This window comes from Microbacterium sp. F01, from assembly GCF_056156365.1.
Map to the genome: position 1 here is coordinate 1,884,395 of NZ_CM149592.1, position 21,205 is coordinate 1,905,599.

Here is a 21,205-nt window from a genome sequence, read left to right on the forward strand (position 1 = left end):
GCGGGCCGGTGGGGGCATTCCCGAGACGGCCGCGCGACGCGAGCGTAGCGTGGAGGCATGATCCCGTTCACGGATCGCCGGTCAGCCGGGCGTGAGCTCGCCGCAGAGCTCGAACGATGGCGGGGAACGGATGCCGTGGTCCTCGGCATCCCGAGGGGCGGCGTCGTCGTCGCAGCGGCGGTCGCCGAAGCGCTCGGGCTCGAACTGGACGCGGTCGTCGTGCGCAAGCTCGGCGCGTCAGGCCACAAGGAGTACGCGGTCGGCGCGATCGCCGAGGGCGTCCGCATCGTCACGCCCGGCGCGATGCGGTGGGCGGGCATGTCGCCGGAAGATCTCGAGCGCGTCGAGGCGGCGGAGCGCGACGAGCTGGCACGGCGGACGGATGCCTTCGGCTCGGCGTCCGTGGAGCTGTCAGGGCGCACGGCCATCGTGGTCGATGACGGCGTCGCGACGGGCGCGACCGCCATCGCGGCGTGCAGGGCGCTGCGCGCCCGCGACCCCGAGCAGGTCGTGCTGGCTGTGCCCGTCGCGCCGGAACAATGGGAACCGCCGGTTGACGCCGTCGATGCGTTCGTGTGCCCCTACCGTGAGGCCGACTTCTGGGCCGTGGGCCAGTACTACGACGACTTCCGGCAGACGACGGATGCCGAGGTCGTGGCGCTGTTGCGCCACGACCTCGGCGATTGATCAGCGCGTCAGCGCGGACCGCAGGGTGTCGAGGCCGACACCACCGAGGTCGAGAGCGCGCTTGTGGAACTGCTTGATCGAGAACGCTTCGCCCTCGCGCTCGGCGACCTCGTCGCGCAGCTGCTCCCAGATGCGCTGGCCGACCTTGTACGACGGCGCCTGGCCCGGCCAGCCGAGGTAGCGGTTGACCTCGAATTTCACGAACTCGTCGGGCATGTTCACGTTCCGCAGCATGAACTCGAGCGCGAAGTCGGCGTCCCACGGGCCTTGCCCGTCGGGACGCGGCTTCTCGAGGTGCACGCCGATGTCGAGCACGACGCGGGCGGCGCGCATGCGCTGGCCGTCGAGCATGCCCAGCCGGTCGGCGGGGTCGGACAGGTAGCCCAGCTGCTCCATCAGGCGCTCGGCGTAGAGCGCCCATCCCTCGGCGTGACCCGAGGTGCCGCCGAGGAGGCGGCGGTACGTGTTCAGCTGCGCGCGGTTGTACACGGCCTGCGCGATCTGGAGGTGGTGGCCGGGGACACCCTCGTGGTACACCGTCGTGAGCTCGCGCCAGGTGTCGAAGTCCTCGACGCCCTCGGGCACCGACCACCACATGCGGCCAGGACGCGAGAAGTCGTCGGTCGGCCCGGTGTAGTAGATCCCGCCTTCCTTGGTGGGCGCGATCATGCACTCGAGCTTGCGGATGGGCTCCGCGATGTCGAAGTGCGTCTTGCCGAGCTCGGCGACGGCGCGGTCGCTGGTCTCCTGCATCCACTTCTGCAGCGCATCGGTGCCGTACAGCTTGCGGTTCGTGTCCTGCTCGAGGAACGCGACCGCCTCCTCGACCGAGGCGCCGGCCTTGATCTCGTTCGCGATCGCCTCCTGCTCGGCGACCATGCGCGCGAGCTCCTCGACGCCCCACTCGTAGGTCTCGTCGAGGTCGATCGTGGCGCCGAGGAAGCGCCGCGAGTGCAGCGCGTAAAGCTCGCGGCCGACGGCATCCTTCTCGAGGGCGACGGGGGCGAGCTCGTTCGAGAGGAACGCGGCGAGCTGGTCGTAGGCGACGCGGGCGGCGTTCGCGTTGTCGGCGAGGTCGCGGGCGAGGGAGGCCGGGAGCTGACCCTCCTCGGGGGCGGCCTCGGCGGCGAACGTCGCGAAGAAGCCGTTCTCCGCGGTGTAGCGGGCGATCTGCGTCGCGACCTCGGTGACCTGCCGGCGGGCAGGCACCACGCCCTGCGAGATGCCCTCGCGGAGCGTCTCGACGTAGCCGTCGATCGCGCCGGGAACCGCTGCCAGACGCGCAGCGATGACCGACCAGTCGTCGGTCGTCGCGGTGGGCATCAGGTCGAACACCGCGCGGATGTTCTGCGCGTGCGAGTCGATGACGTTGAGGTCGCGAAGGTGCCACTTCGCGTCGTGCAGGTCGAGCTCGAGCTGGATCTGCTGACCGAGGTCCTCCTTCGTGACGACGTCGATGTCGTCGACCGCGTCCGCGGCGTGAAGCGCGGCGAGGGTCTTGCGGCCCTCATCGATCAGTCGCTCCTGGCCCGCCGGGCTGTAGTCGCCGAACCGGTCGTTGTACTCGTCGCGACCGATGTAGGTGGCGATCCGGGGCTCGAGTTCGGCGAGGGTGTCGACCCACGCATCAGCGATCGTGTCGATCTGCGTGGGCGTGCGGGTTTCGTCTGTCATAGCACCGAGCCTAGGCATGGGACGCGGTGCCGCCAAACGAGGATCCGGGTGCCGGAGGTCCCGTTCGCGCGTACGCCGATCAGTGACCGGCGACGTCCCAGTTGTCGCCGCGACCGATCTGCACGTCGAGCGGCACGGACAGTTGCGCCGCATCGCCCATGCGGGTGCGGACGATCTGCTCGGCGGCGTCCCACTCCCCCGGCGCCACTTCGATCACGAGCTCATCGTGGATCTGCAGCAGCACGCGCGAGCCCAGCTGCTGAGCGGCGAAGTCGTCGTGGATGTGGAAGAGCGCGATCTTCATGATGTCGGCCGCGCTGCCCTGGATCGGCGCGTTGAGGGCGGCTCGCTCGGCGTTCTCGCGGAGGACACGGTTGGGGCTGGCGAGGTCGGGGAACGGGCGTCGGCGACCGAAGATCGTCTCGGTGTAGCCGTCGATCCGTGCCTGCTCGACCGACGAGCGCAGGTAGTCGCGCACCGCACCGAAGCGCGCGAAGTACTCCATCATCAGCTGCTTCGCCTCGGACTGCTCGATGCGCAGCTGCTTCGACAGACCGAACGCCGAGAGTCCGTAGACGAGGCCGTACGACATCGCCTTGACCTTCGTTCGCATTGCGGGGGTCACGTCTTCCGGGGTGACGCCGAAGACGCGCGAGCCGACGAACCGGTGCGTGTCTTCTCCGGAGTTGAACGCCTCGATGAGGCCGGGGTCCTCGGAGAGATGGGCCATGATGCGCATCTCGATCTGCGAGTAGTCGGCGGTGAGCAGCGTCTCGTAGCCCTCGCCGACGGTGAACGCCGAACGGATGCGGCGGCTCTCCTCTGTGCGGATCGGGATGTTCTGCAGGTTCGGGTCGGTGCTCGAGAGGCGCCCGGTCTGGCTGCCGGTCTGCACGTAGGTCGTGTGGATGCGGCCGTCTGCCCCGCTTGTGCGGTCGCCGCCGATGGCGCTGTCGAGCGACTCGATGATCTGCCGCAGCTTCGTCGCCTCGCGGTGCTGCAGCAGCAGGTCGAGGAACGGGTGCGGGTTGGTCTCCTGCAGATCGGCCAGGACCGCAGCATCCGTCGAGTAGCCCGTCTTGGTCTTGCGGGTCTTCGGCAGCTGCAGCTCTTCGAACAGCACCTCCTGCAGCTGCTTCGGCGAGCCGAGGTTCACCTCGCGGCCGATCGCGGCGTACGCCTCCTGGGCGAGGGTGTCGGCGCGGGCGCCCAGCTCGCCGGAGAACTGCGACAGTGTGGCGTGCGACACGGCGACGCCCGCGAGCTCCATGTCGGCGAGGGTATGGAGGGTCGGCAGCTCGATGTCGGTGAGGACGGCGGCCACGCTCTCGGGGAGCTCCGCGCGCACGGCGGTGGCGACGCGCATCAAGTACCAGGAGAGCTGACCGGTCGTGGCGCCGTCGGTCTCGGGCACGAGCTGCGTCGGGTCGGATTCGGGCAGCTTCTCGTCGAGGTAACGATCGACGAGATCGGCCAGCGTCTTGTCGGGGAAGCTCGGGCGCAAGAGCCACCCGGCGAGGATCACGTCGAACGCGAGTCCGCCGAGGCGCAGGCCCACCCGTCGCAGCGCCTTCACCTGCGGCTTCGCGTCCGCGAGGACCTTGGGGGCGTCGGAGGCGATCCACGGCGCGATGGCCGTCGCCAGCTCGGGGGTCCATGACGCCTCGGCGGCGGCATCCTTCGTGGCGACGCCGATGCGCGCCGGGAGGCCGCCCTCGACCGTGATCGTCACGCCGAGCTCACCGGTCGCGCCTTCCAGCCATGCGGCGAATTCCGCGGGCGCGAGCTCGTCGGCGGCGGGTGCGAGCTCGGCCGCCGCCGACGTGACCGCGGCCATCTGCTGCTCGATCCCGGCGAGTTCCGCCACGCGCGGGATGAGGGTCTTGAACTCGAGGCGCGAGAAGATGTCGCGCACCGCCTGCGCGTCCATCGGCTGCACCTCGAGGTCGTCGGGGCCGAGCGGCAGGTCGACGTCGGTGAGCAGCCGGTTGAGGCGGCGGTTGCGGCGCACGTCGTCGAGGTGGTCCCGCAGGTTGCCGCCGACGACGCCCTTGATGGAGTCGGCGCCCTCGAGCAGCGCGTCGAGCGAGCCGAACTGGGTGAGCCACTTCACGGCGGTCTTCTCGCCGACCTTCGGGACGCCGGGCAGGTTGTCGCTCGTCTCGCCCACGAGCGCCGCGATGTCGGGGTACTGCTCGGGCGGCACGCCGTAGCGCTCGATGACGGCGTCGCGGTCGTAGCGCTTGAGCTGCGAGACGCCCTGCACGTTCGGATACAGGAGCGTGACGTCGTCGTTCACCAGCTGGATCGTGTCGCGGTCGCCCGAGCACACGAGCACCTGGAACCCCTGCGACGCGCCCTGTGTGGCGAGCGTCGCGAGGATGTCGTCGGCCTCGATGTCTTCCTGCTGGAGCACCTGGATGCTCATCGCTGCGAGGCAGTCCTGCAGGAGCGGGATCTGCCCCTTGAACTCGGACGGCGTCTCGGAGCGGTTCGCCTTGTACTCGGTGTACTCGCGGGTGCGGAAGGACTGCCGCGAGGTGTCGAAAGCCACCGCGAGGTGCGTCGGCTTCTCCGCCTTGATCAGGTTGATGAGCATCGCGAGGAACCCGTAGATCCCGTTCGTGTGCTGGCCGTCCTTCGTGGAGAAGTTGTCGACGGGGAGGGCGTAGAAAGCCCGATATGCCAGCGAATGGCCGTCGACGACGAGAAGGGTAGGCTTTGCGGAGTCCGTCACCCTGCAAGCCTAGTCAGGGCCGGCGACACCCGATCTCCCGCCCCGCACCCCCGAAGGCGACGCATGCCCGAGCACTCCCCCTCCCCCGTCGACGGCCTTGCGTGGGCGGCGAATCGCGGCATGGGCGCCCTCGCCGAGAAGATGGGGATCGTCTTCACCGAGTTCTCCGTCGAGCGCGCCGTGGCGACGATGCCGGTGGAGGGCAACACCCAGCCGGTCGGGCTGCTGCACGGCGGCGCGTATGTCGTGCTGGGCGAATCGCTGGGCTCGATGGCGGCGAACCTCTACGCCGGCCCGGGCCGCCTCGCGGTCGGTGTCGACATCAACGCCACGCACACGCGCTCCGCGACGACGGGCATCGTCACGGGTGTCTGCACGCCCGTCCACCTCGGTCGCACGCTCGCGGTCCACGAGATCGTCGTCACCGACCAGGACGGCCGCCGGTGCTCGACCGTGCGCATCACGAACCACATCAAGGACCTGCCGCCCGTCTGAGTCCGGGCGGGGATGAGAGAAGCGGATGCCTCGTGACGAGACATCCGCTTCTCTGTCAGCAGTGAGGGGTCAGCCCTTCTTGGGCGCCAGCTGCTCGATGATCGCCTTCGCGACGTCCTGCATGGTGAGGCGGCGGTCCATCGACGCCTTCTGGATCCAGCGGAACGCCTCTGGCTCGCTGAGGCCCATCTTCTCGTTGAGGAGGCCCTTCGCACGGTCGACGAGCTTGCGGGTCTCGAAGCGCTCGACCATGTCGGCGACCTCGGCCTCGAGCGTGATGATCTGCTCGTAGCGCGCCAGCGCGATCTCGATCGCGGGCAGCAGGTCGTTCGGGGTGAAGGGCTTCACGACGTACGCCAGGGCGCCGGCCTCGCTCGCGCGCTCGACGAGCTCCTTCTGGCTGAAGGCGGTGAGCAGCACGACAGGGGCGATGTGGTTCTTGCTGAGCTTCTCGGCGGCCGAGATGCCGTCCAGCTGCGGCATCTTGACGTCCATGATCACGAGGTCGGGCCGCAGCTCGGTGGCCAGGGCCACCGCGGTCTCTCCGTCTCCGGCTTCTCCGACGACGTCGAATCCGTTGTCGCGGAGGATCTCGACGATGTCGAGCCGGATGAGCGACTCGTCTTCGGCGACCACGACGCGGCGGGGGGTGGAAGCCGTCGATGCGGCGGTCTGCTCCTGCTCAGTCACCATTGAATCCTACGGTATGGTCAAACGCGGACGCGCGGCACGGCGCGCGGGCCGGTGTGGCGGAATGGCAGACGCGACCGACTCAAACTCGGTTGCCCGCAAGGGCGTGTGGGTTCGACTCCCACCACCGGCACTCTCCCGACTTCTCTCAGAGCGGATGCCTCGATTCGAGGCATCCGCTCTTCTCGTTCTCCGCCTTCCCGAGAATCTTTGGTATTCGGTGTTGCTAAGTACTGGTACCTAGTGTTACTTTCTACTGGTAGTCAACAACACTGAGTAGTCAGAAGGAGGTGCGCCATGGGCAAGCAGGAGACCGAGATGCTCAAGGGCACGTTGGAGGGCATCGTGCTCGCGATCCTCTCCGGCCGTCCCGCCTACGGGTACGAGATCACCTCGTGGCTGCGGGACCAGGGCTTCTCCGACATCGCCGAAGGCACGGTCTACGCCCTGCTGGTCAGGGTCGAGCAGCGCGGCCTCGTCGACGTCGAGAAGGTCCCGTCGGAGAAGGGGCCACCGCGCAAGGTGTACTCCCTCAACGCGCAGGGCCGCGAGCAGCTCGCGGAATTCTGGAGGACCTGGAGCTTCCTCGCAGAACGCATCGAACAGCTCCACCGCGAACACGCAGACAGCAACGCCAACCCCCAGGAAGAGGACTGATCATGGCCGCCAAGTGGTACGAAGTCGTCACCGGCTCGCTCGAGCAGAAGAAGCAGTACCGCCAGTACAAGGCGCGCATCGAGGCGCTGCCCGAGCCCTACCGCGGCGCCGCCAAGGCGCTGGACCGGTACTTCATGACCGTCGGCGGAATGACCGACGGCGTCACGATGATGCAGATGCTCGGCGACTCCGCCGACCTCTGGGAGCGCGCGGCAGCCGACGGCACCCCGGTGCGCGACATCGTCGGCGAGGACGCCTCGGCGTTCGCCGAGGAGTTCACCGCCGCGTACTCCGGCAAGCAGTGGATCGACAAGGAGCGCGCACGCCTCAACAAGGCGATCGACGACGCAGAACGAGGAGACCAGAAATGACCACCGACACCGCCATCCGGGTCCAAGGGCTCGAGAAGTCCTATAAGGACCTGCACGTGCTGCGCGGCGTCGACTTCGACGTGGCGCGGGGCAGCATCTTCGCGCTGCTCGGCTCGAACGGCGCGGGCAAGACCACGGTCGTCCGCATCCTTTCGACGCTGCTGAGGCCGGATGCCGGCACCGCCGCGATCGCCGGGTTCGACGTCGTCGCCCAGGCCCAGAAGGTGCGCCAGACGATCAGCCTCACCGGGCAGTTCGCCGCGGTGGACGAGGTGCTGAGCGGGCGCGAGAACCTCGTGCTCATCTCGCAGCTGCGCCACCTGCCCGATCCCGGTGGGATCGCAGACGCCCTCCTCGACCGCTTCTCGCTCACGGATGCCGGCTCCCGCAAGGTGTCGACGTACTCCGGCGGCATGCGGCGACGGCTCGACATCGCGATGAGCCTCATCGGCGACCCGCCGGTGATCTTCCTCGACGAGCCCACGACCGGTCTCGACCCCGCGGCGCGCCTCGAGGTCTGGGACGCCGTCCGGGAGCTGGCGCGGGGCGGCACGACCGTGCTGCTGACCACGCAGTACCTCGAAGAGGCCGAGCAGCTCGCCGACCGCATCGCGATCCTCCACAGGGGCCGGATCATCGTCGACGGCACGCTGGAGGAGCTCAAGAAGCTCCTGCCGCCGGCGGAGGTCGAGTACGTCGAGAAGCAGCCGAGCCTCGAGGACGTCTTCTTCGCTCTCACCGGCGAGGAAGAGACCGCAGAACCCGGCGACGCCGCCGACGCCTCCGGGCGAAAGGGCGCCGCCACGACACGGAAGGAAGGACGATGACCACGCACATCATCGGCGACACCGCCGTTCTCACCAGCCGGTCGCTGCGGCACATCCTGCGCAGCCCCGACACCATCATCACCACCGCGGTCACCCCGATCGCGCTGATGCTGCTGTTCGTCTATGTGTTCAGCGGGGCGATCGACACCGGCGGGGCGAAGGGGTCGTACATCGACTACATGCTCCCGGGGATCCTGCTCATCACGATCGCCTCGGGCATCGCCTACACCGCGTACCGGCTGTTCCTGGACATGCAGAGCGGCATCTTCGAGCGGTTCCAGTCGCTGCCGATCGCGCGATCGGGAGTGCTGTGGGCGCACGTGCTGACGTCGCTCGTCTCGATCCTCGTCTCGCTGGCCCTCGTCATCGGCGTGGCTCTGCTGATGGGGTTCCGCACCGGCGCGAGCTTCGGGGCGTGGATGGGCGTGATCGGCATGCTGGTGCTGTTCACCCTTGCGCTCACATGGCTCGCGGTGATCCCGGGCCTCACGGCGAAGACGGTGGACGGCGCGAGCGCGTTCTCGTACCCGCTCATCTTCCTGCCGTTCATCAGCTCGGCCTTCGTCCCGACCGAGAGCATGCCCGGCCCGGTGCAGTGGTTCGCGGAGAACCAGCCGGTCACCTCGATCGTCGACTCGATGCGGGCGCTGTTCGCCGGCGAGCCGGTCGGCACCGACATCTGGGTCGCCATGGCATGGCTGGTCGGCATCCTGGTCGTCGCGTACATCGCGTCGATGGCGATCTACCGCAAGAAGATCAGCTGACGCCGGCACACCGATACACAGCGGAAGAGCGGATGCCTCGAATTCGAGGCATCCGCTCTTCCGCTGTTCTCGGGGCTAAGCGCCGAAATACTGGTTGCCGAGCGCCTTGCTCTTCAGGGCGTCGAACTCGCCCTGCGAGATCGCGCCGGCGTCGAGGAGCGCCTTCGCCTGCGCGATGTCCTCCGCGGGACTGGACGAGGCGCTGGGACGGTAGTCGTCGGACTCGGCCACCACTCCCCCGCGCGCGGCCTGCGCACGCGCGGCCATGCCCTTGCCGCGGGCGATCACGTAGATCAGCGCGGTGAGGAACGGCACGAAGACGAGGGCGATGATCCACAGCGCCTTGAGCCACCCATTGAGGGCCTCGTCTCGGAACAGGTCCGTGATGATCACAATCACGATGTACAGGTAGGCGATGAAGTAGAAGCTCCAGAGCAGGAACCACCAGAAGTCACCGAAGAACATCGGCGTCACCTTTCTCGAAAAGCCGGACGGCTGCGACCACAGTAGTGGTCGCAGCCGTCCGGATGAGGGAGGTGTCAGTCCCGTGTCTTGTAGATCGGCGCCTTGCCGTGCACCGCGTCGCCCACCTTGTGGATGCGGATGTCGTTCGTGGAGCCGATGATCCCGGGAGGGGATCCCGAGATCACGACGACCTTGTCACCGACCTTCGCGAGGTCGTTGGACAGCAGGTAGTCGTCGACCTGGATGAACATCAGGTCGGTGTGCGCGACGTGCTCGACCAGCGTCGACTGCACGCCCCACGTGAGGGCCATGCGGCGACGGATCGCCGGTTCGGGGGCGAACCCGATCATGGGGATGCGGGGGCGCAGGCGAGACATGCGGCGCGCGGTGTCGCCCGACTCGGTGAAGATGCAGAGGAACTTCGCGTCGACGAACTCGGCGACCTCCATGGCCGCGAGCGTGATCGCGCCACCCTGCGTGCGGGGCTTGGTCGTGAGCGGCTGGATGCGGTCCAGGCCGTGCTCCTCGGTCGAGTCCACGATGCGCGCCATGGTCTCGACGACCACGACCGGGTACTTGCCGACGCTGGTCTCACCCGAGAGCATGACCGCGTCCGCGCCGTCGAGGACGGCGTTGGCGACGTCGCTCGTCTCGGCGCGGGTCGGCACCGGGTTCTCGATCATCGACTCGAGCATCTGCGTCGCGACGATGACGGGCTTCGCCATGCGGCGGCAGAGCTCGACCGCACGCTTCTGGACGATCGGCACCGCTTCGAGGGGCAGCTCGACGCCGAGGTCGCCGCGGGCGACCATGATGCCGTCGAACGCGTCGATGATCTCCTCGAGGTTGTCGACCGCCTGCGGCTTCTCGATCTTGGCGATGACCGGGACGTGGCGTCCCTCCTCCGCCATGATGACGTGCACGCGCTGCACATCCTTCGCGTCGCGTACGAACGACAGGGCGATGATGTCGGCGCCGGCGCGCAGACCCCAGCGGAGGTCGGCCTCGTCCTTCTCGGACAGCGCGGGCACGTTGACCGCGACGCCGGGCAGGTTGATGCCCTTGTTGTTCGAGACCGGGCCGGCGACGATCACCTTGGTGGTGACCACGGTGCCGTCGGTCTCGACGACCTCGACGCGGACCTTGCCGTCGTCGATGAGGAGGAAGTCGCCCGGCTTGACGTCGTTCGGGAGGCCCTTGAACGTCGTGCCCACGATCTCTTTGGTGCCGAGGATGTCTTCGGTGGTGATCTTGAAGATGTCGCCGACCGCCAGCTCGTGCGGTCCGTTCTCGAACTTGCCGAGGCGGATCTTCGGACCCTGCAGGTCGACGAGGATCGCGACCGCCCGTCCGGCGTCGTCGGCGGCCTTGCGCACATTGGCGAAGTTGTTGTCGTGGACCGAGTAGTCCCCGTGGCTCAGATTGAAGCGGGCGACGTCGACGCCGGCATCGATGATCGCGCGGACCATCTCATACGACGACGTGGCGGGCCCAAGGGTGGCGACGATCTTGGCGCGTCTCATCCGTGGTTTTCTCCGGGTGGGTTGAAGGTGGCGAGTGCCTCGGCCAGCCTACGCGGGCTGCAGGCCGATGGCGACATCGGTGGGGCGGACCGGAGCGGGCAGCTGGGTCTCACCCATGAGGAAGCGGTCGACGCTGGCTGCGGCGGCGCGTCCTTCGGCGATCGCCCACACGATGAGCGACTGGCCGCGGCCGGCGTCGCCGGCCACGAACACGCCCGGGGCGGTCGTCTGGTAGTCATCCTCGCGGCGGACGTTCCCCCGCTCGGTGAAGCGGGCGCCGAGCTGGTCCTCGAGCAGAGCCCGCTCCGGGCCGGTGAAACCCATCGCGATCAGCACGAGATCGGCGGGGATCTCGCGCTCGGTGCCGCTCTTGGGCACGCGTCGACCGTCGACGAACTCGGTCTCGGCCACGCGCAGCGCGCGCACCTCGCCGGCGCCGTTCCCGAGGAACTCGACGGTCGAGGCGAGGTAGGCACGCTCGCCGCCCTCTTCGTGCGCGGACTGCACCTCGAACACGAGCGGGTCCATCGGCCACGGCTGGTGCTCCGGCCGCTCGCCCGGAGGGCGGCGGCCGATGGCGAGGTTGGTCACGCTCAGCGCGCCGTGGCGGTGCGCCGTGCCGATGCAGTCGGCGCCGGTGTCGCCGCCGCCGATGACGACGACGTGCTTGCCCTCGGCACTGATCTGGTTGGGCACCGCGTCACCCGCGACGGCCTTGTTGGACTCGATCAGGTACTCCATGGCGAAGTGCACGCCGGCCAGGTCGCGTCCGGGGATCGCGAGCTCGCGCGGCACCGTCGAGCCGGTGGCGATGACGACCGCGTCGTAGCGCGCGCGGAGATCCGCCCAGGAGATGTCCTTGCCGATCTCGACCCCCGCGCGGAAGCGGGTGCCCTCGTCCTGCATCTGGCGAAGACGCGACTCGAGATGCTTCTTCTCCATCTTGAAGTCCGGGATGCCGTAGCGCAGGAGACCGCCGATGCGGTCGTCGCGCTCGAACACGGCCACGGTGTGGCCGGCGCGCGTGAGCTGCTGCGCGGCCGCGAGGCCTGCCGGGCCCGAGCCGACGACGGCGACAGTCTTGCCGGTGAGGCGTCCCGGGGGCTCCGGCTCGATCCAGCCGTTCGCGAACGCCTCGTCGACGATGGAGACCTCGACCTGCTTGATGGTCACGGCCGGCTGGTTGATGCCGAGCACGCAGGAGCTCTCGCAGGGCGCGGGGCACAGCCGCCCGGTGAACTCCGGGAAGTTGTTCGTCGCGTGCAGACGCTCACTCGCGGCGCGGCCCTCGCCGCGCCACGTCAGGTCGTTCCACTCCGGGATCAGGTTGCCGAGCGGGCAGCCCTTGTGGCAGAACGGCACGCCGCAGTCCATGCAGCGTCCGGCCTGCCGGCGCAGCACCGCCGCGTCGCCCGGCTCATAGACCTCTTTCCAGTCCATGATGCGCACCGGCACCGGCCGCCGCGTGGGCAGCTCGCGCTCGGTGACCTTCAGAAAGCCCTTCGGGTCAGCCACCCGTCACCTCCAGGATGCGGTTCCAGACGACGTCGCCGTCGGGGTCGAGCCCCTCGGCGACGGCCTCCTGGCGGGTCTGCAGCACCGCGGCGTAGTCGCGCGGCAGGACCCGGACGAAGTTCGCCAGCTCGGCCTCGAAGTCGTCGAGCAGAGCCTGGGCGAGAGTCGATTCGGTTTCGGCGACGTGCTGTTCGAGCAGGTCGCGGAGGATCTCGGCGTCGCCGGAACCCAGCTCGCCGAGCTCGAGCTCGCCGGAGGCGAGCGCCTCGCGGTTCACGAGCTTGCGGTCGAGCCGGTACACGTAGGCGGTGCCGCCCGACATGCCCGCGCCGAGGTTGCGCCCGGTCGCACCGAGGATGACCGCGAGACCGCCGGTCATGTACTCGAGCGCGTGGTCGCCCACGCCCTCGACCACCGCGGTGGCGCCGGAGTTGCGGACGAAGAAGCGCTCGCCCACGACGCCGCGCAGGAACATCGTCCCGAGCGTGGCGCCGTAGCCGATCACGTTGCCCGCGATGACGTTCTTCGACGCGTCGAACGTGGCGCCGCGCGGCGGGCGGACGACGATCTGCCCGCCCGAAAGGCCCTTGCCGACGTAGTCGTTGGAGTCGCCCTCGAGGCGCAGCGTGATGCCCGCGGGCATGAACGCGCCGAAGGACTGGCCCGCCGAACCGGTGAGGTTGACGACGATGCTCCCCGACCGCAGGCCGTTCTCGCCGCGTGCCCGGGTCACGTGGTGACCCAGGAGCGTCCCGACCGCGCGCTCGGTGTTGCGGATCGGCAGGTCGATCGTGATCTCGCCGCCGTTCGCGATGACGTCCTGCGCGCGCTCGATCAGGCCGACGTCGAAGTGCTCGTCGAGCTCGTGCAGCTGCGCGGTGGTGTTGCGGCGGGGCTCGTCCTCGGCGAAGACCGGACCGTCGAGCACCGGGCCGAGGTCCAGGCCGTTCGCCTTCCAGTGCGTGACCGCACCATCGACGTCGAGCAGGTCGCTGCGGCCGATCGCCTCGTCGAGCGAGCGGAGGCCGAGCGCCGCGAGGTACTCGCGCACCTCTTCTGCGATGAACTCCATGAAGTTCACGACGAACTCGGGCTTCCCGTTGAAGCGCTCGCGCAGGACCGGGTTCTGCGTCGCGACGCCCACGGGGCACGTGTCGAGGTGGCAGACCCGCATCATGATGCAGCCCGAGACCACGAGCGGCGCCGTGGCGAAGCCGAACTCCTCGGCGCCCAGCAGCGCGCCGATGATGACGTCGCGGCCGGTCTTGAGCTGGCCGTCGACCTGCACGACGACGCGGTCGCGCATGCCGTTGAGCATGAGCGTCTGCTGCGTCTCGGCGAGACCGAGCTCCCACGGGGTACCCGCGTGCTTCAGCGAGTTCAGGGGACTCGCACCGGTGCCGCCGTCGTGACCCGACACCAGGATGACGTCGGCCAGCGCCTTGGCGGTGCCGGCGGCGACCGCGCCGATGCCGGACTGGCTCACGAGCTTCACGTGCACCCGCGCACCGGGGTTGGCGCGCTTGAGGTCGAAGATCAGCTGCTTGAGGTCTTCGATCGAGTAGATGTCGTGGTGCGGCGGCGGCGAGATGAGGCCCACGCCGGCGGTCGCGTGACGCGTGCGTGCGACCCACGGGTACACCTTGGTCGGCGGCAGCTGACCGCCCTCGCCGGGCTTGGCACCCTGGGCGAGCTTGATCTGGATGTCGTCGGCCTCGGTCAGGTACAGGCTCGTGACGCCGAAGCGGCCCGAGGCGACCTGCTTGATGGAACTGCGTCGCTCGGGGTCGAGCAGGCGGTCGACGTCCTCGCCGCCCTCACCCGTGTTCGACTTGCCGCCGATGCGGTTCATCGCGATGGCGAGCGTCTCGTGGGCCTCGCGCGAGATCGAGCCGTAGCTCATGGCCCCCGTCGAGAAGCGCTTGACGATCGACGCGACCGACTCGACCTCGTCGATCGGCACGGGCGTGCGACCCTCGGTCTTGAGCGCGAACAGGCCGCGGAGCGTCTTCAGCTCGTTCGCCTGGTCGTCGACGAGCTTCGTGTACTCGCGGAAGATGTCGTACCGGCGCGTGCGCGTCGAGTGCTGCAGGCGGAACACCGTGTCGGGGTTGAACAGGTGCGGCGACCCGTCGCGGCGCCACTGGTATTCGCCACCCGTCCAGAGCCGCTCGTGCGCCCGGACCGCGGCATCCTCCGGGTACGCGTACGCGTGCCGGGCGGCGTTCTCGGCGGCGATGACGTCGAGTCCGACGCCGCCGAGCTTCGACTCGGTGCCGGTGAAGTAGGTGTCGACGAAGTCCTGGGACAGGCCCACGGCTTCGAACACCTGCGCGCCCGCGTACGACGACACGGTCGAGATGCCCATCTTCGACATGATCTTGAGCACGCCCTTGCCGAGCGCGTAGATCAGGTTCTTGACGGCCTTCTCGGGCGCGATGCCGGTGATGAACCCGGCGCGCACCAGGTACTCGACGGTCTCCATCGCCAGGTACGGATTGACGGCGGATGCCCCGTACCCGATGAGCGTCGCGATGTGGTGCACCTCGCGCACGTCGCCGGCCTCGACCACGAGGCCGCACTTCATGCGGGTCTGCTTGCGGATGAGGTGGTGGTGCACGGCCGCGAGCATGAGCAGCGACGGGATCGGCGCGAGGTCCTTGTTGGAGTCGCGGTCCGACAGCACGATGAACTCGGCGCCGTCCTCGATGGCCTGGTCGACTTCCTGGCACATCTGCTCGAGGCGCTTCTTCATACCCTTGTGGCCGGCCTCGACGCGGTACAGGCCGCGGATCGTGACCGACGTGCGACCCGGGAGCGCCGTGTCGATGTGCTGGATCTTCGCGAGCTCGTCGTTGTCGATCACCGGGAAGTCGAGCGTCACGACGCGCGTGTGCTCGGGTCCCCACTCGAGGAGGTTGCGCTCGGGACCGAGACCCAGGCCGAGCGACGTGACGACCTCTTCGCGGATGGAGTCCAGCGGCGGGTTCGTGACCTGTGCGAACTGCTGCGTGAAGTAGTCGAACAGCAGGCGGGGGCGCTCGCTCAGCACGGCGACGGGCGTGTCGGAGCCCATCGCGCCGAGCGGCTCGGCACCGTTCTGCCCCATCGGCGTGAGGAGGATCTTGACCTCTTCCTCGGTGTAGCCGAACGTGCGCTGACGCCGGGTGATCGAGGCGATGGGGTGCACGATGTGCTCGCGCTCGGGCAGGTCGGCGAGGCGCACGCGGCCCGCGTCGAGCCACTCCTGCCACGGCTCCTGGTCGGCGAGCCGGGCCTTGATCTCGTCGTCCTCGATGATGCGGCGCTCGGCCGTGTCCACGAGGAACATGCGGCCGGGGCGGAGGCGCCCGCGGCGCTTGATGCGCTCGGGCTCGAAGTCGAGCACGCCGGTCTCGCTGCCGATCACGATGAGGCCGTCGGTGGTCTCGGTCCAGCGGCCGGGGCGCAGGCCGTTGCGGTCGAGCGTGGCGCCGACGAGCGTGCCGTCGGTGAAGATGAGCGCGGCCGGGCCGTCCCACGGCTCCATCTGCATGGAGTGGAACTCGTAGAACGCCCGCAGCTTCGGGTCGATGTCGGCCTGCTTCTCGTAGGCCTCGGGGACCATCATCATGATGGCGTGCGGGAGACTCCGGCCCGTGAGCGTGAGGAGCTCGAGCACCTCGTCGAACGAGGCCGAGTCGCTCGCACCGGTGGTGCAGATCGGCAGCAGGGGCTGGATGTCGCCCAGCAGCTCGGACTCGAGCTGCGACTGGCGCGCGCGCATCCAATTGCGGTTGCCGTTGACGGTGTTGATCTCGCCGTTGTGCGCGAGCATGCGCAGCGGCTGCGCGAGCGGCCACGACGGGAACGTGTTGGTCGAGTAGCGCGAGTGCACGACGGCGAGTTCGGAGGCGAATCGCTCGTCCTGCAGGTCGGGGTAGAACGGTTCGAGCTGGAGCGTCGTGACCATGCCCTTGTAGCCGAGCGTGCGCGACGACAGCGAGACGAAGTACGCGTCGAGCTCGGTCCGCGCCCGAGCCCGCAGGCGGTACGCGCGGCGGTCGAGGGCGATGCCCGACAACGCGGCGCGCTCGCCCGACGCCGGGTGCGAGATGAAGAGCTGCTCGAAGACCGGGCGTGCCTCGAAGGCCAGCTTGCCCAGGTTCTCGTCGGAGGTCGGGACGTCGCGCCACCCGAGCACCGTCAGACCCTCGGATGCTGCGATCCGCTCGATCCCGCTCTTCTGGGTCTCGCGGGCCTCGGCATCGCGCGGCAGGAAAACGAGGCCTGCGGCGTACTCCCCGACGGGAGGAAGCTCGAAGCCCGCCACGGCGCGCAGGAACGCGTCGGGCATCTGCGTCAGGATGCCTGCGCCGTCGCCGGTGCCGGCGTCGGAGCCGATCGCACCGCGGTGCTCGAGGTTGCGCAGGGCGGTGAGGGCCAGATCGATGATGTCGTGGCCGGCTTCACCGCGGAGCGTGGCGACCATGGCCAGGCCGCAGGCGTCCTTCTCGAAGGCAGGGTTGTACATCCCCTGCTTCTGGGGGAATCCGGCGCGGCCGGACGAAGCGGGGAAGTTCGCCTCCGCAGAGGCGACGGAACGGGGGCTCGAAGCCATACCTACCGTCCTCACGTTGATAGTCAAGATGGGACGACGTCGGCCCTGGGCGCGCTCTTCGGGGGGAGAGCAGCGTTACTTGTTGGCAGGAGTGCTTGTGGCGCTGGCCCCTTCGGCCTCGGACGTCGGGGGTTCGCTGACGTCGACGAAGTCGTCGGTGTCCTGCGATTGTACAGCCTGTCCGGCCTTCCACTCGCGGCCGGACACATAGGGCGACGGCTCGAGGCCGGGGTGACGGCGCTTCTGCACGAAGAAGATCGCGAGCCCGATCACGACGCCGAAGATGGCCGCCCAGACGTTGGTGCGCAGGCCCAGGAAGATGTCGCTCGGGTCGATGCGGATCGATTCCCACACGATGCGGCCGGCGCTGTACCAGACGAGGTACAGGCCGAAGAGGCGTCCCCACTGCAGGGTGAACCGGCGACCCACCCACACGAGGAAGAGCACGCCGAGCGTGTTCCAGATGACCTCGTACAGGAACGTCGGGTGGAAGAGCGTGCCTTCGGGGAGGCCGATCGGCCACGCCGGGTTCGGGTAGGCGATCTCGAGGCCCCACGGCACGTCGGTGGGCAGGCCGAAGAGCTCCTGGTTGAACCAGTTGCCGAAGCGGCCGATCGCCTGCGCCAGGAGGAGGCCCGGGGCCAGGGCGTCGGCGAACGTCCAGAAGCGGATTCCGGTCCACCGGCAGCCGAGCCACGCACCGACGGCGCCGCCGATGAGCGCGCCGTAGATGGCGATGCCGCCCTCCCAGATGAACAGTGCCGACCAGGGGTTCGCGCCCTCGCCGAAGTAGAAGTTCCAGTGCGTGAGCACGTGGTAGATGCGCGCCGTGATGATCGCGAGCGGTACGGCGAGGAGCGCGATGTCGATGACGACCCACGGCTCGGCGCCGCGCTTGGTGAGGCGGGCGTTGGTCCACAGCACCGCGACGATGATGCCCGTGATGATGCACAGCGCGTAGATGTGGATCCGCAGGGGGCCGATGTCGAAGTAGCTGATCGACGGGCTCGGGATGCTGGCGACGACGCTCGCGGCGGCGTTGATCATGGGAGAACCGTGTCCTTGCTGGATCCGTGCGGGGGGTCGCGGCGGTGGCCGTCGACTTCAGAAGTCTAGTTCGCGCCGCGGGTGGTGCCTGCGGCGAGGCTCTGCGCGGTCTCGGCGAGACCGCGCAGGCCTCCGTCGCGCAGCGCGCGTACGAGCGCGGTGCCGACGATCGCGCCGTCGGCGTACTCGAGCACGCCCGCGACCTGCTCGGCGTTCGAGATGCCGATGCCGACGCACGCGTGCTCGACTCCGTGCTCGCGCAGGCGGGCGACGAGCGTGCGGGCCGCAGCATCCAACTGCGCGCGCTCGCCCGTGATGCCCATGGTCGAAACGGTGTAGACGAAGCCGGTGGAGTTCAGGGCGATGAGCGCGAGGCGCTCGTCGGTCGAGGTCGGCGCGGCGAGGAACACGCGGTCGAGACCGGTCCGCTTGCTGGCGGCGATCCACTCGGGTGCCGCCTCGGGCGTGATGTCGGGCGTGATGAGCCCTGCTCCCCCGGCGGCGAGCAGGTCGTCGGCGTAGCGGTCGACGCCGTACTGCAGCACCGGATTCCAGTACGTCATGACGAGCACGGGGACGTCGACGCGACGCGTGATCTCGCGCACGGCCGTGAACGTGTCGCGCAGTCGGAAGCCGCCGGCAAGAGCGGCCTGCGTCGCCTCCTGGATGACAGTGCCGTCCATCACCGGGTCGGAGTACGGCGGGCCGAGTTCGAGGATGTCGGCGCCGTTTTCGGCCAGTGCGACCGCGGCGTCGATGCTCGCCTGGAGGTCGGGGAATCCGAGCGGGAGATAGCCGACGAACGCGCCGCGACCCTCCGCACGAGCGGCGTCGATCGCCGCGGCGACGCGCGAAGTCATAGCTTCTCCCCCTCGCCGTGGGCGGTGTCGTCGTGCGGCGCGGAGGCGGCGGCCGCGGCATCCGTGCCCTTGTCGTACAGGTCGAAGTAGCGCGCGGCGGTGTCCATGTCCTTGTCGCCTCGGCCCGAGAGGCACACGGCGAGGATGGCGTCGGGACCGAGTTCGCGGCCGATGCGCAGGGCCCCGGCGAGGGCGTGGGCCGATTCGATCGCCGGGATGATGCCCTCCGTCTCGGAGAGCAGTCGCAGCGCCTGCATCGCCTCGTCGTCGGTCGCGGGGATGTACTCGGCGCGGCCGATCGACGCGAGCCATGCGTGCTCTGGGCCGACGCCCGGGTAGTCGAGACCTGCCGAGATCGAGTGCGACTCGATCGTCTGGCCGTCCTCGTCCTGCAGCACGAAGGTCTTCGCGCCGTGCAGCACGCCGGGGCGCCCGCGCTCGATCGAGGCGGCGTGACGCGGTGTGTCCACGCCGTCGCCGGCGGCCTCGACGCCGTAGAGCTTGACGCCCTCGTCGTCGAGGAAGGCGTCGAACATGCCGATCGCGTTCGAGCCGCCGCCGACGCACGCGAGGACGGCGTCCGGCAGACGGCCCGCCTCTTCGAGGAGCTGCGCGCGGGCCTCTTCGGAGATGACCTTCTGGAAGTCGCGGACCATCGCGGGGAACGGGTGCGGGCCCGCCGCCGTGCCGAAGATGTAGTTCGTCGTCTCGACACTCGCGACCCAGTCGCGGTAGGCGTCGTTGATCGCGTCCTTGAGGGTGCGCGAGCCGGTCTTGACAGGGATCACCTCGGCGCCGAGCAGCCGCATGCGGGCGACGTTGAGCGCCTGGCGCTCGGTGTCGACCTCGCCCATGTAGATCGTGCACTCGAAGCCGAACAGTGCCGCGGCGGTCGCGGTCGCGACGCCGTGCTGGCCGGCGCCGGTCTCGGCGATGACGCGCGTCTTGCCGAGGCGCTTCGTGAGCAGCGCCTGGCCGAGCACGTTGTTGATCTTGTGCGAGCCGGTGTGGTTGAGGTCCTCGCGCTTGAGGAAGACGCGGGCGCCGCCGGCGTGCTCGGCGAACCGGGCGACCTCGGTGATCGGCGACGGGCGACCGGCGTACGAGTGCAGCAGCCGCACGAACTCGGCCTGGAACGCCGGATCGGCCTTCGCGGCCTCGTACTCCGCCGTCAGCTCGTCGATCGCGGCGATGAGGGACTCGGGCATGTACCGCCCGCCGAACTCGCCGAACAGGGGCCCGGGAGCCTCACGAAGACTCATGCGCCTGCCTCCAGAAATGCGCGCAGGGTGGACACGGGATCGTTCGTGACGAGGGCCTCGCCCACGAGCACGACGTCCGCGCCGTCACGACGGTAGTGGGCGACATCCTCGGGTGCGAGCACGGCCGACTCGGCGATCTTGATCGCCCCGGCCGGAATGCGCTCGGCGAGGCGGCCGAAGAGGTCGCGGTCGAGCTGGAACGTGGACAGGTCGCGCGCGTTGACCCCGATGAGCTGGGCCCCGAGGTCCACGGCGCGGTCGACCTCGTCGGCGGAGTGGGTCTCGACGAGTGCCGTCATGCCCAGCTCGCGCGTGAACGCGTAGAGGCGGGCGAGCGCGTCCTGTTCGAGCGCGGCGACGATCAGGAGCGCCAGGTCGGCACCCGCCGCGCGAGCCTCGAGAAGCTGGTACTCGGTCGCGATGAAGTCCTTGCGCAGCACCGGAAGCGACACCGCGGCCTTGACGGCCTCGAGGTCGGCGAGGCTGCCCTTGAACTTGCGTCCTTCGGTGAGGACCGAGATCGCCGACGCGCCGCCCTCTTCGTAGCGACGGGCCTGGAGGGCCGGGTCGGGGATGGTGGCGAGGTCACCGCGCGACGGGCTCGCGCGCTTGACCTCGGCGATGATCTTCACGCGGTCGGAAGGAGCGAGCGAGGCGAGGACGTCGAGAGCGGGACGCTGCGCGAGAGCAGCGGACTCCACCTGTGCCAGGGGACGCACCGAGGCGCGTGCCTCGGCATCCTCCACCGCGCCGGCCGTGAGGTCGGCGAGCATGCTCAGTGCTCTTTCGCCGCGACCTTGGAGCCGCCCACGCCGTAGCCGGCGCGCTTCATGATCCAGCCGACGAGAAGGCCGATCAGCAGAAGGCCTGCCGACGCCCAGACGTAGATGGGCATGTCCATGAAGAAGAAGAAGGTGCCGATCGAGACCGCGATGAGCATGATCACGACGGCCGTCCAGGCTGCGGGCGAGTGTCCGTGGCCGGGGTCGCCGATGTTGTTGCTCATGGATATCTCCTCGTGAAACCTGGGC

At 69.1% G+C, this 21,205-nt stretch carries 18 protein-coding genes and 1 tRNA gene; 7 read left to right on the forward strand and 12 right to left on the reverse strand.

Features of this window, described 5'->3' with window-relative positions; genetic code table 11:
- The first annotated feature begins 57 nt into the window (after positions 1-57).
- Entirely contained in the window at positions 58-687 is a 630-nt protein-coding gene (locus ACVN90_RS08585) for a phosphoribosyltransferase (protein WP_475101714.1), read from the forward strand.
- Here the strand turns inward: ACVN90_RS08585 and ACVN90_RS08590 are convergent, their stop codons facing one another.
- Both ACVN90_RS08590 and polA read right to left on the reverse strand, forming a co-directional pair.
- Positions 688-2,361, reverse strand: coding sequence for a DUF885 domain-containing protein (locus ACVN90_RS08590; RefSeq protein ID WP_475101715.1), 1,674 nt, complete (start codon positions 2,359-2,361; stop codon positions 688-690).
- Positions 2,362-2,440: 79 nt separating this feature from the next.
- Positions 2,441-5,098 carry a DNA polymerase I gene (polA, locus tag ACVN90_RS08595; protein ID WP_475101716.1) on the reverse strand — a complete coding sequence of 886 codons (2,658 nt, stop codon included), beginning with the start codon at positions 5,096-5,098 and terminating at the stop codon, positions 2,441-2,443.
- 63 nt (positions 5,099-5,161) lie between these two features.
- On the opposite strand from polA, the gene ACVN90_RS08600 reads away from it, so the two are divergent.
- Entirely contained in the window at positions 5,162-5,593 is a 432-nt protein-coding gene (locus ACVN90_RS08600; protein WP_475101717.1) for a hotdog fold thioesterase, read from the forward strand.
- A 69-nt stretch (positions 5,594-5,662) separates the two neighbouring features.
- Here ACVN90_RS08600 and ACVN90_RS08605 read toward each other — a convergent pair whose 3' ends face one another.
- Positions 5,663-6,286: an ANTAR domain-containing response regulator gene (locus tag ACVN90_RS08605; protein WP_109209425.1), complete on the reverse strand. Its 624-nt coding sequence runs from the start codon at positions 6,284-6,286 to the stop codon at positions 5,663-5,665.
- A 47-nt stretch (positions 6,287-6,333) separates the two neighbouring features.
- Here ACVN90_RS08605 and ACVN90_RS08610 point away from each other — a divergent pair.
- From ACVN90_RS08610 to ACVN90_RS08630, 5 genes are all read left to right on the forward strand, one after another.
- Positions 6,334-6,416, forward strand: a tRNA-Leu gene (locus ACVN90_RS08610).
- Between the two features lie 164 nt (positions 6,417-6,580).
- A complete protein-coding gene (locus ACVN90_RS08615; RefSeq protein ID WP_056367246.1) occupies positions 6,581-6,940 on the forward strand; it encodes a PadR family transcriptional regulator in 360 nt (119 codons plus the stop codon).
- A gap of 2 nt (positions 6,941-6,942) precedes the next feature.
- On the forward strand, positions 6,943-7,311 hold the full coding sequence (locus tag ACVN90_RS08620; RefSeq protein ID WP_159844286.1) for a DUF1048 domain-containing protein: 369 nt from the start codon (positions 6,943-6,945) through the stop codon (positions 7,309-7,311).
- Positions 7,308-8,138 (forward strand): ABC transporter ATP-binding protein, encoded by an 831-nt coding sequence (locus ACVN90_RS08625; protein WP_475101718.1) that lies wholly within the window; start codon positions 7,308-7,310, stop codon positions 8,136-8,138. Before ACVN90_RS08620 ends, ACVN90_RS08625 begins: the two co-directional genes overlap by 4 nt.
- The gene (locus ACVN90_RS08630; RefSeq protein ID WP_310290718.1) at positions 8,135-8,902 is read left to right on the forward strand and encodes an ABC transporter permease; all 768 of its coding nucleotides are present in this window, start codon (positions 8,135-8,137) and stop codon (positions 8,900-8,902) included. The genes ACVN90_RS08625 and ACVN90_RS08630 overlap by 4 nt, the downstream gene beginning before the upstream one ends.
- Before the next feature lie 75 nt (positions 8,903-8,977).
- On the opposite strand, the gene ACVN90_RS08635 is transcribed toward ACVN90_RS08630, so the two are convergent.
- The 9 genes from ACVN90_RS08635 to ACVN90_RS08675 form a co-directional block, all read right to left on the reverse strand.
- Positions 8,978-9,367, reverse strand: coding sequence for an SHOCT domain-containing protein (locus ACVN90_RS08635; protein ID WP_475101719.1), 390 nt, complete (start codon positions 9,365-9,367; stop codon positions 8,978-8,980).
- A gap of 74 nt (positions 9,368-9,441) precedes the next feature.
- Positions 9,442-10,890, reverse strand: a complete 1,449-nt coding sequence (gene pyk / locus ACVN90_RS08640; protein ID WP_056367250.1) for a pyruvate kinase — start codon at positions 10,888-10,890, stop codon at positions 9,442-9,444.
- 48 nt (positions 10,891-10,938) lie between these two features.
- A complete protein-coding gene (locus tag ACVN90_RS08645; RefSeq protein WP_475101720.1) occupies positions 10,939-12,405 on the reverse strand; it encodes a glutamate synthase subunit beta in 1,467 nt (488 codons plus the stop codon).
- On the reverse strand, positions 12,398-17,005 hold the full coding sequence (gene gltB / locus ACVN90_RS08650; RefSeq protein ID WP_475101721.1) for a glutamate synthase large subunit: 4,608 nt from the start codon (positions 17,003-17,005) through the stop codon (positions 12,398-12,400). The genes ACVN90_RS08645 and gltB overlap by 8 nt, the downstream gene beginning before the upstream one ends.
- Positions 17,006-17,080: 75 nt before the next feature.
- Positions 17,081-18,052, reverse strand: a complete 972-nt coding sequence (lgt, locus tag ACVN90_RS08655; RefSeq protein ID WP_475101722.1) for a prolipoprotein diacylglyceryl transferase — start codon at positions 18,050-18,052, stop codon at positions 17,081-17,083.
- 65 nt (positions 18,053-18,117) lie between these two features.
- Entirely contained in the window at positions 18,118-18,912 is a 795-nt protein-coding gene (trpA, locus tag ACVN90_RS08660; RefSeq protein ID WP_475101723.1) for a tryptophan synthase subunit alpha, read from the reverse strand.
- Complete coding sequence (trpB, locus tag ACVN90_RS08665; RefSeq protein WP_475101724.1) at positions 18,909-20,174, reverse strand: tryptophan synthase subunit beta; 1,266 nt, start codon at positions 20,172-20,174, stop codon at positions 18,909-18,911. Before trpB ends, trpA begins: the two co-directional genes overlap by 4 nt.
- Positions 20,171-20,947 carry an indole-3-glycerol phosphate synthase TrpC gene (trpC, locus tag ACVN90_RS08670; protein WP_475101725.1) on the reverse strand — a complete coding sequence of 259 codons (777 nt, stop codon included), beginning with the start codon at positions 20,945-20,947 and terminating at the stop codon, positions 20,171-20,173. The genes trpB and trpC overlap by 4 nt, the downstream gene beginning before the upstream one ends.
- A 2-nt stretch (positions 20,948-20,949) precedes the next feature.
- On the reverse strand, positions 20,950-21,180 hold the full coding sequence (locus ACVN90_RS08675) for a DUF6704 family protein (protein ID WP_475101726.1): 231 nt from the start codon (positions 21,178-21,180) through the stop codon (positions 20,950-20,952).
- Positions 21,181-21,205: the final 25 nt, after the last annotated feature.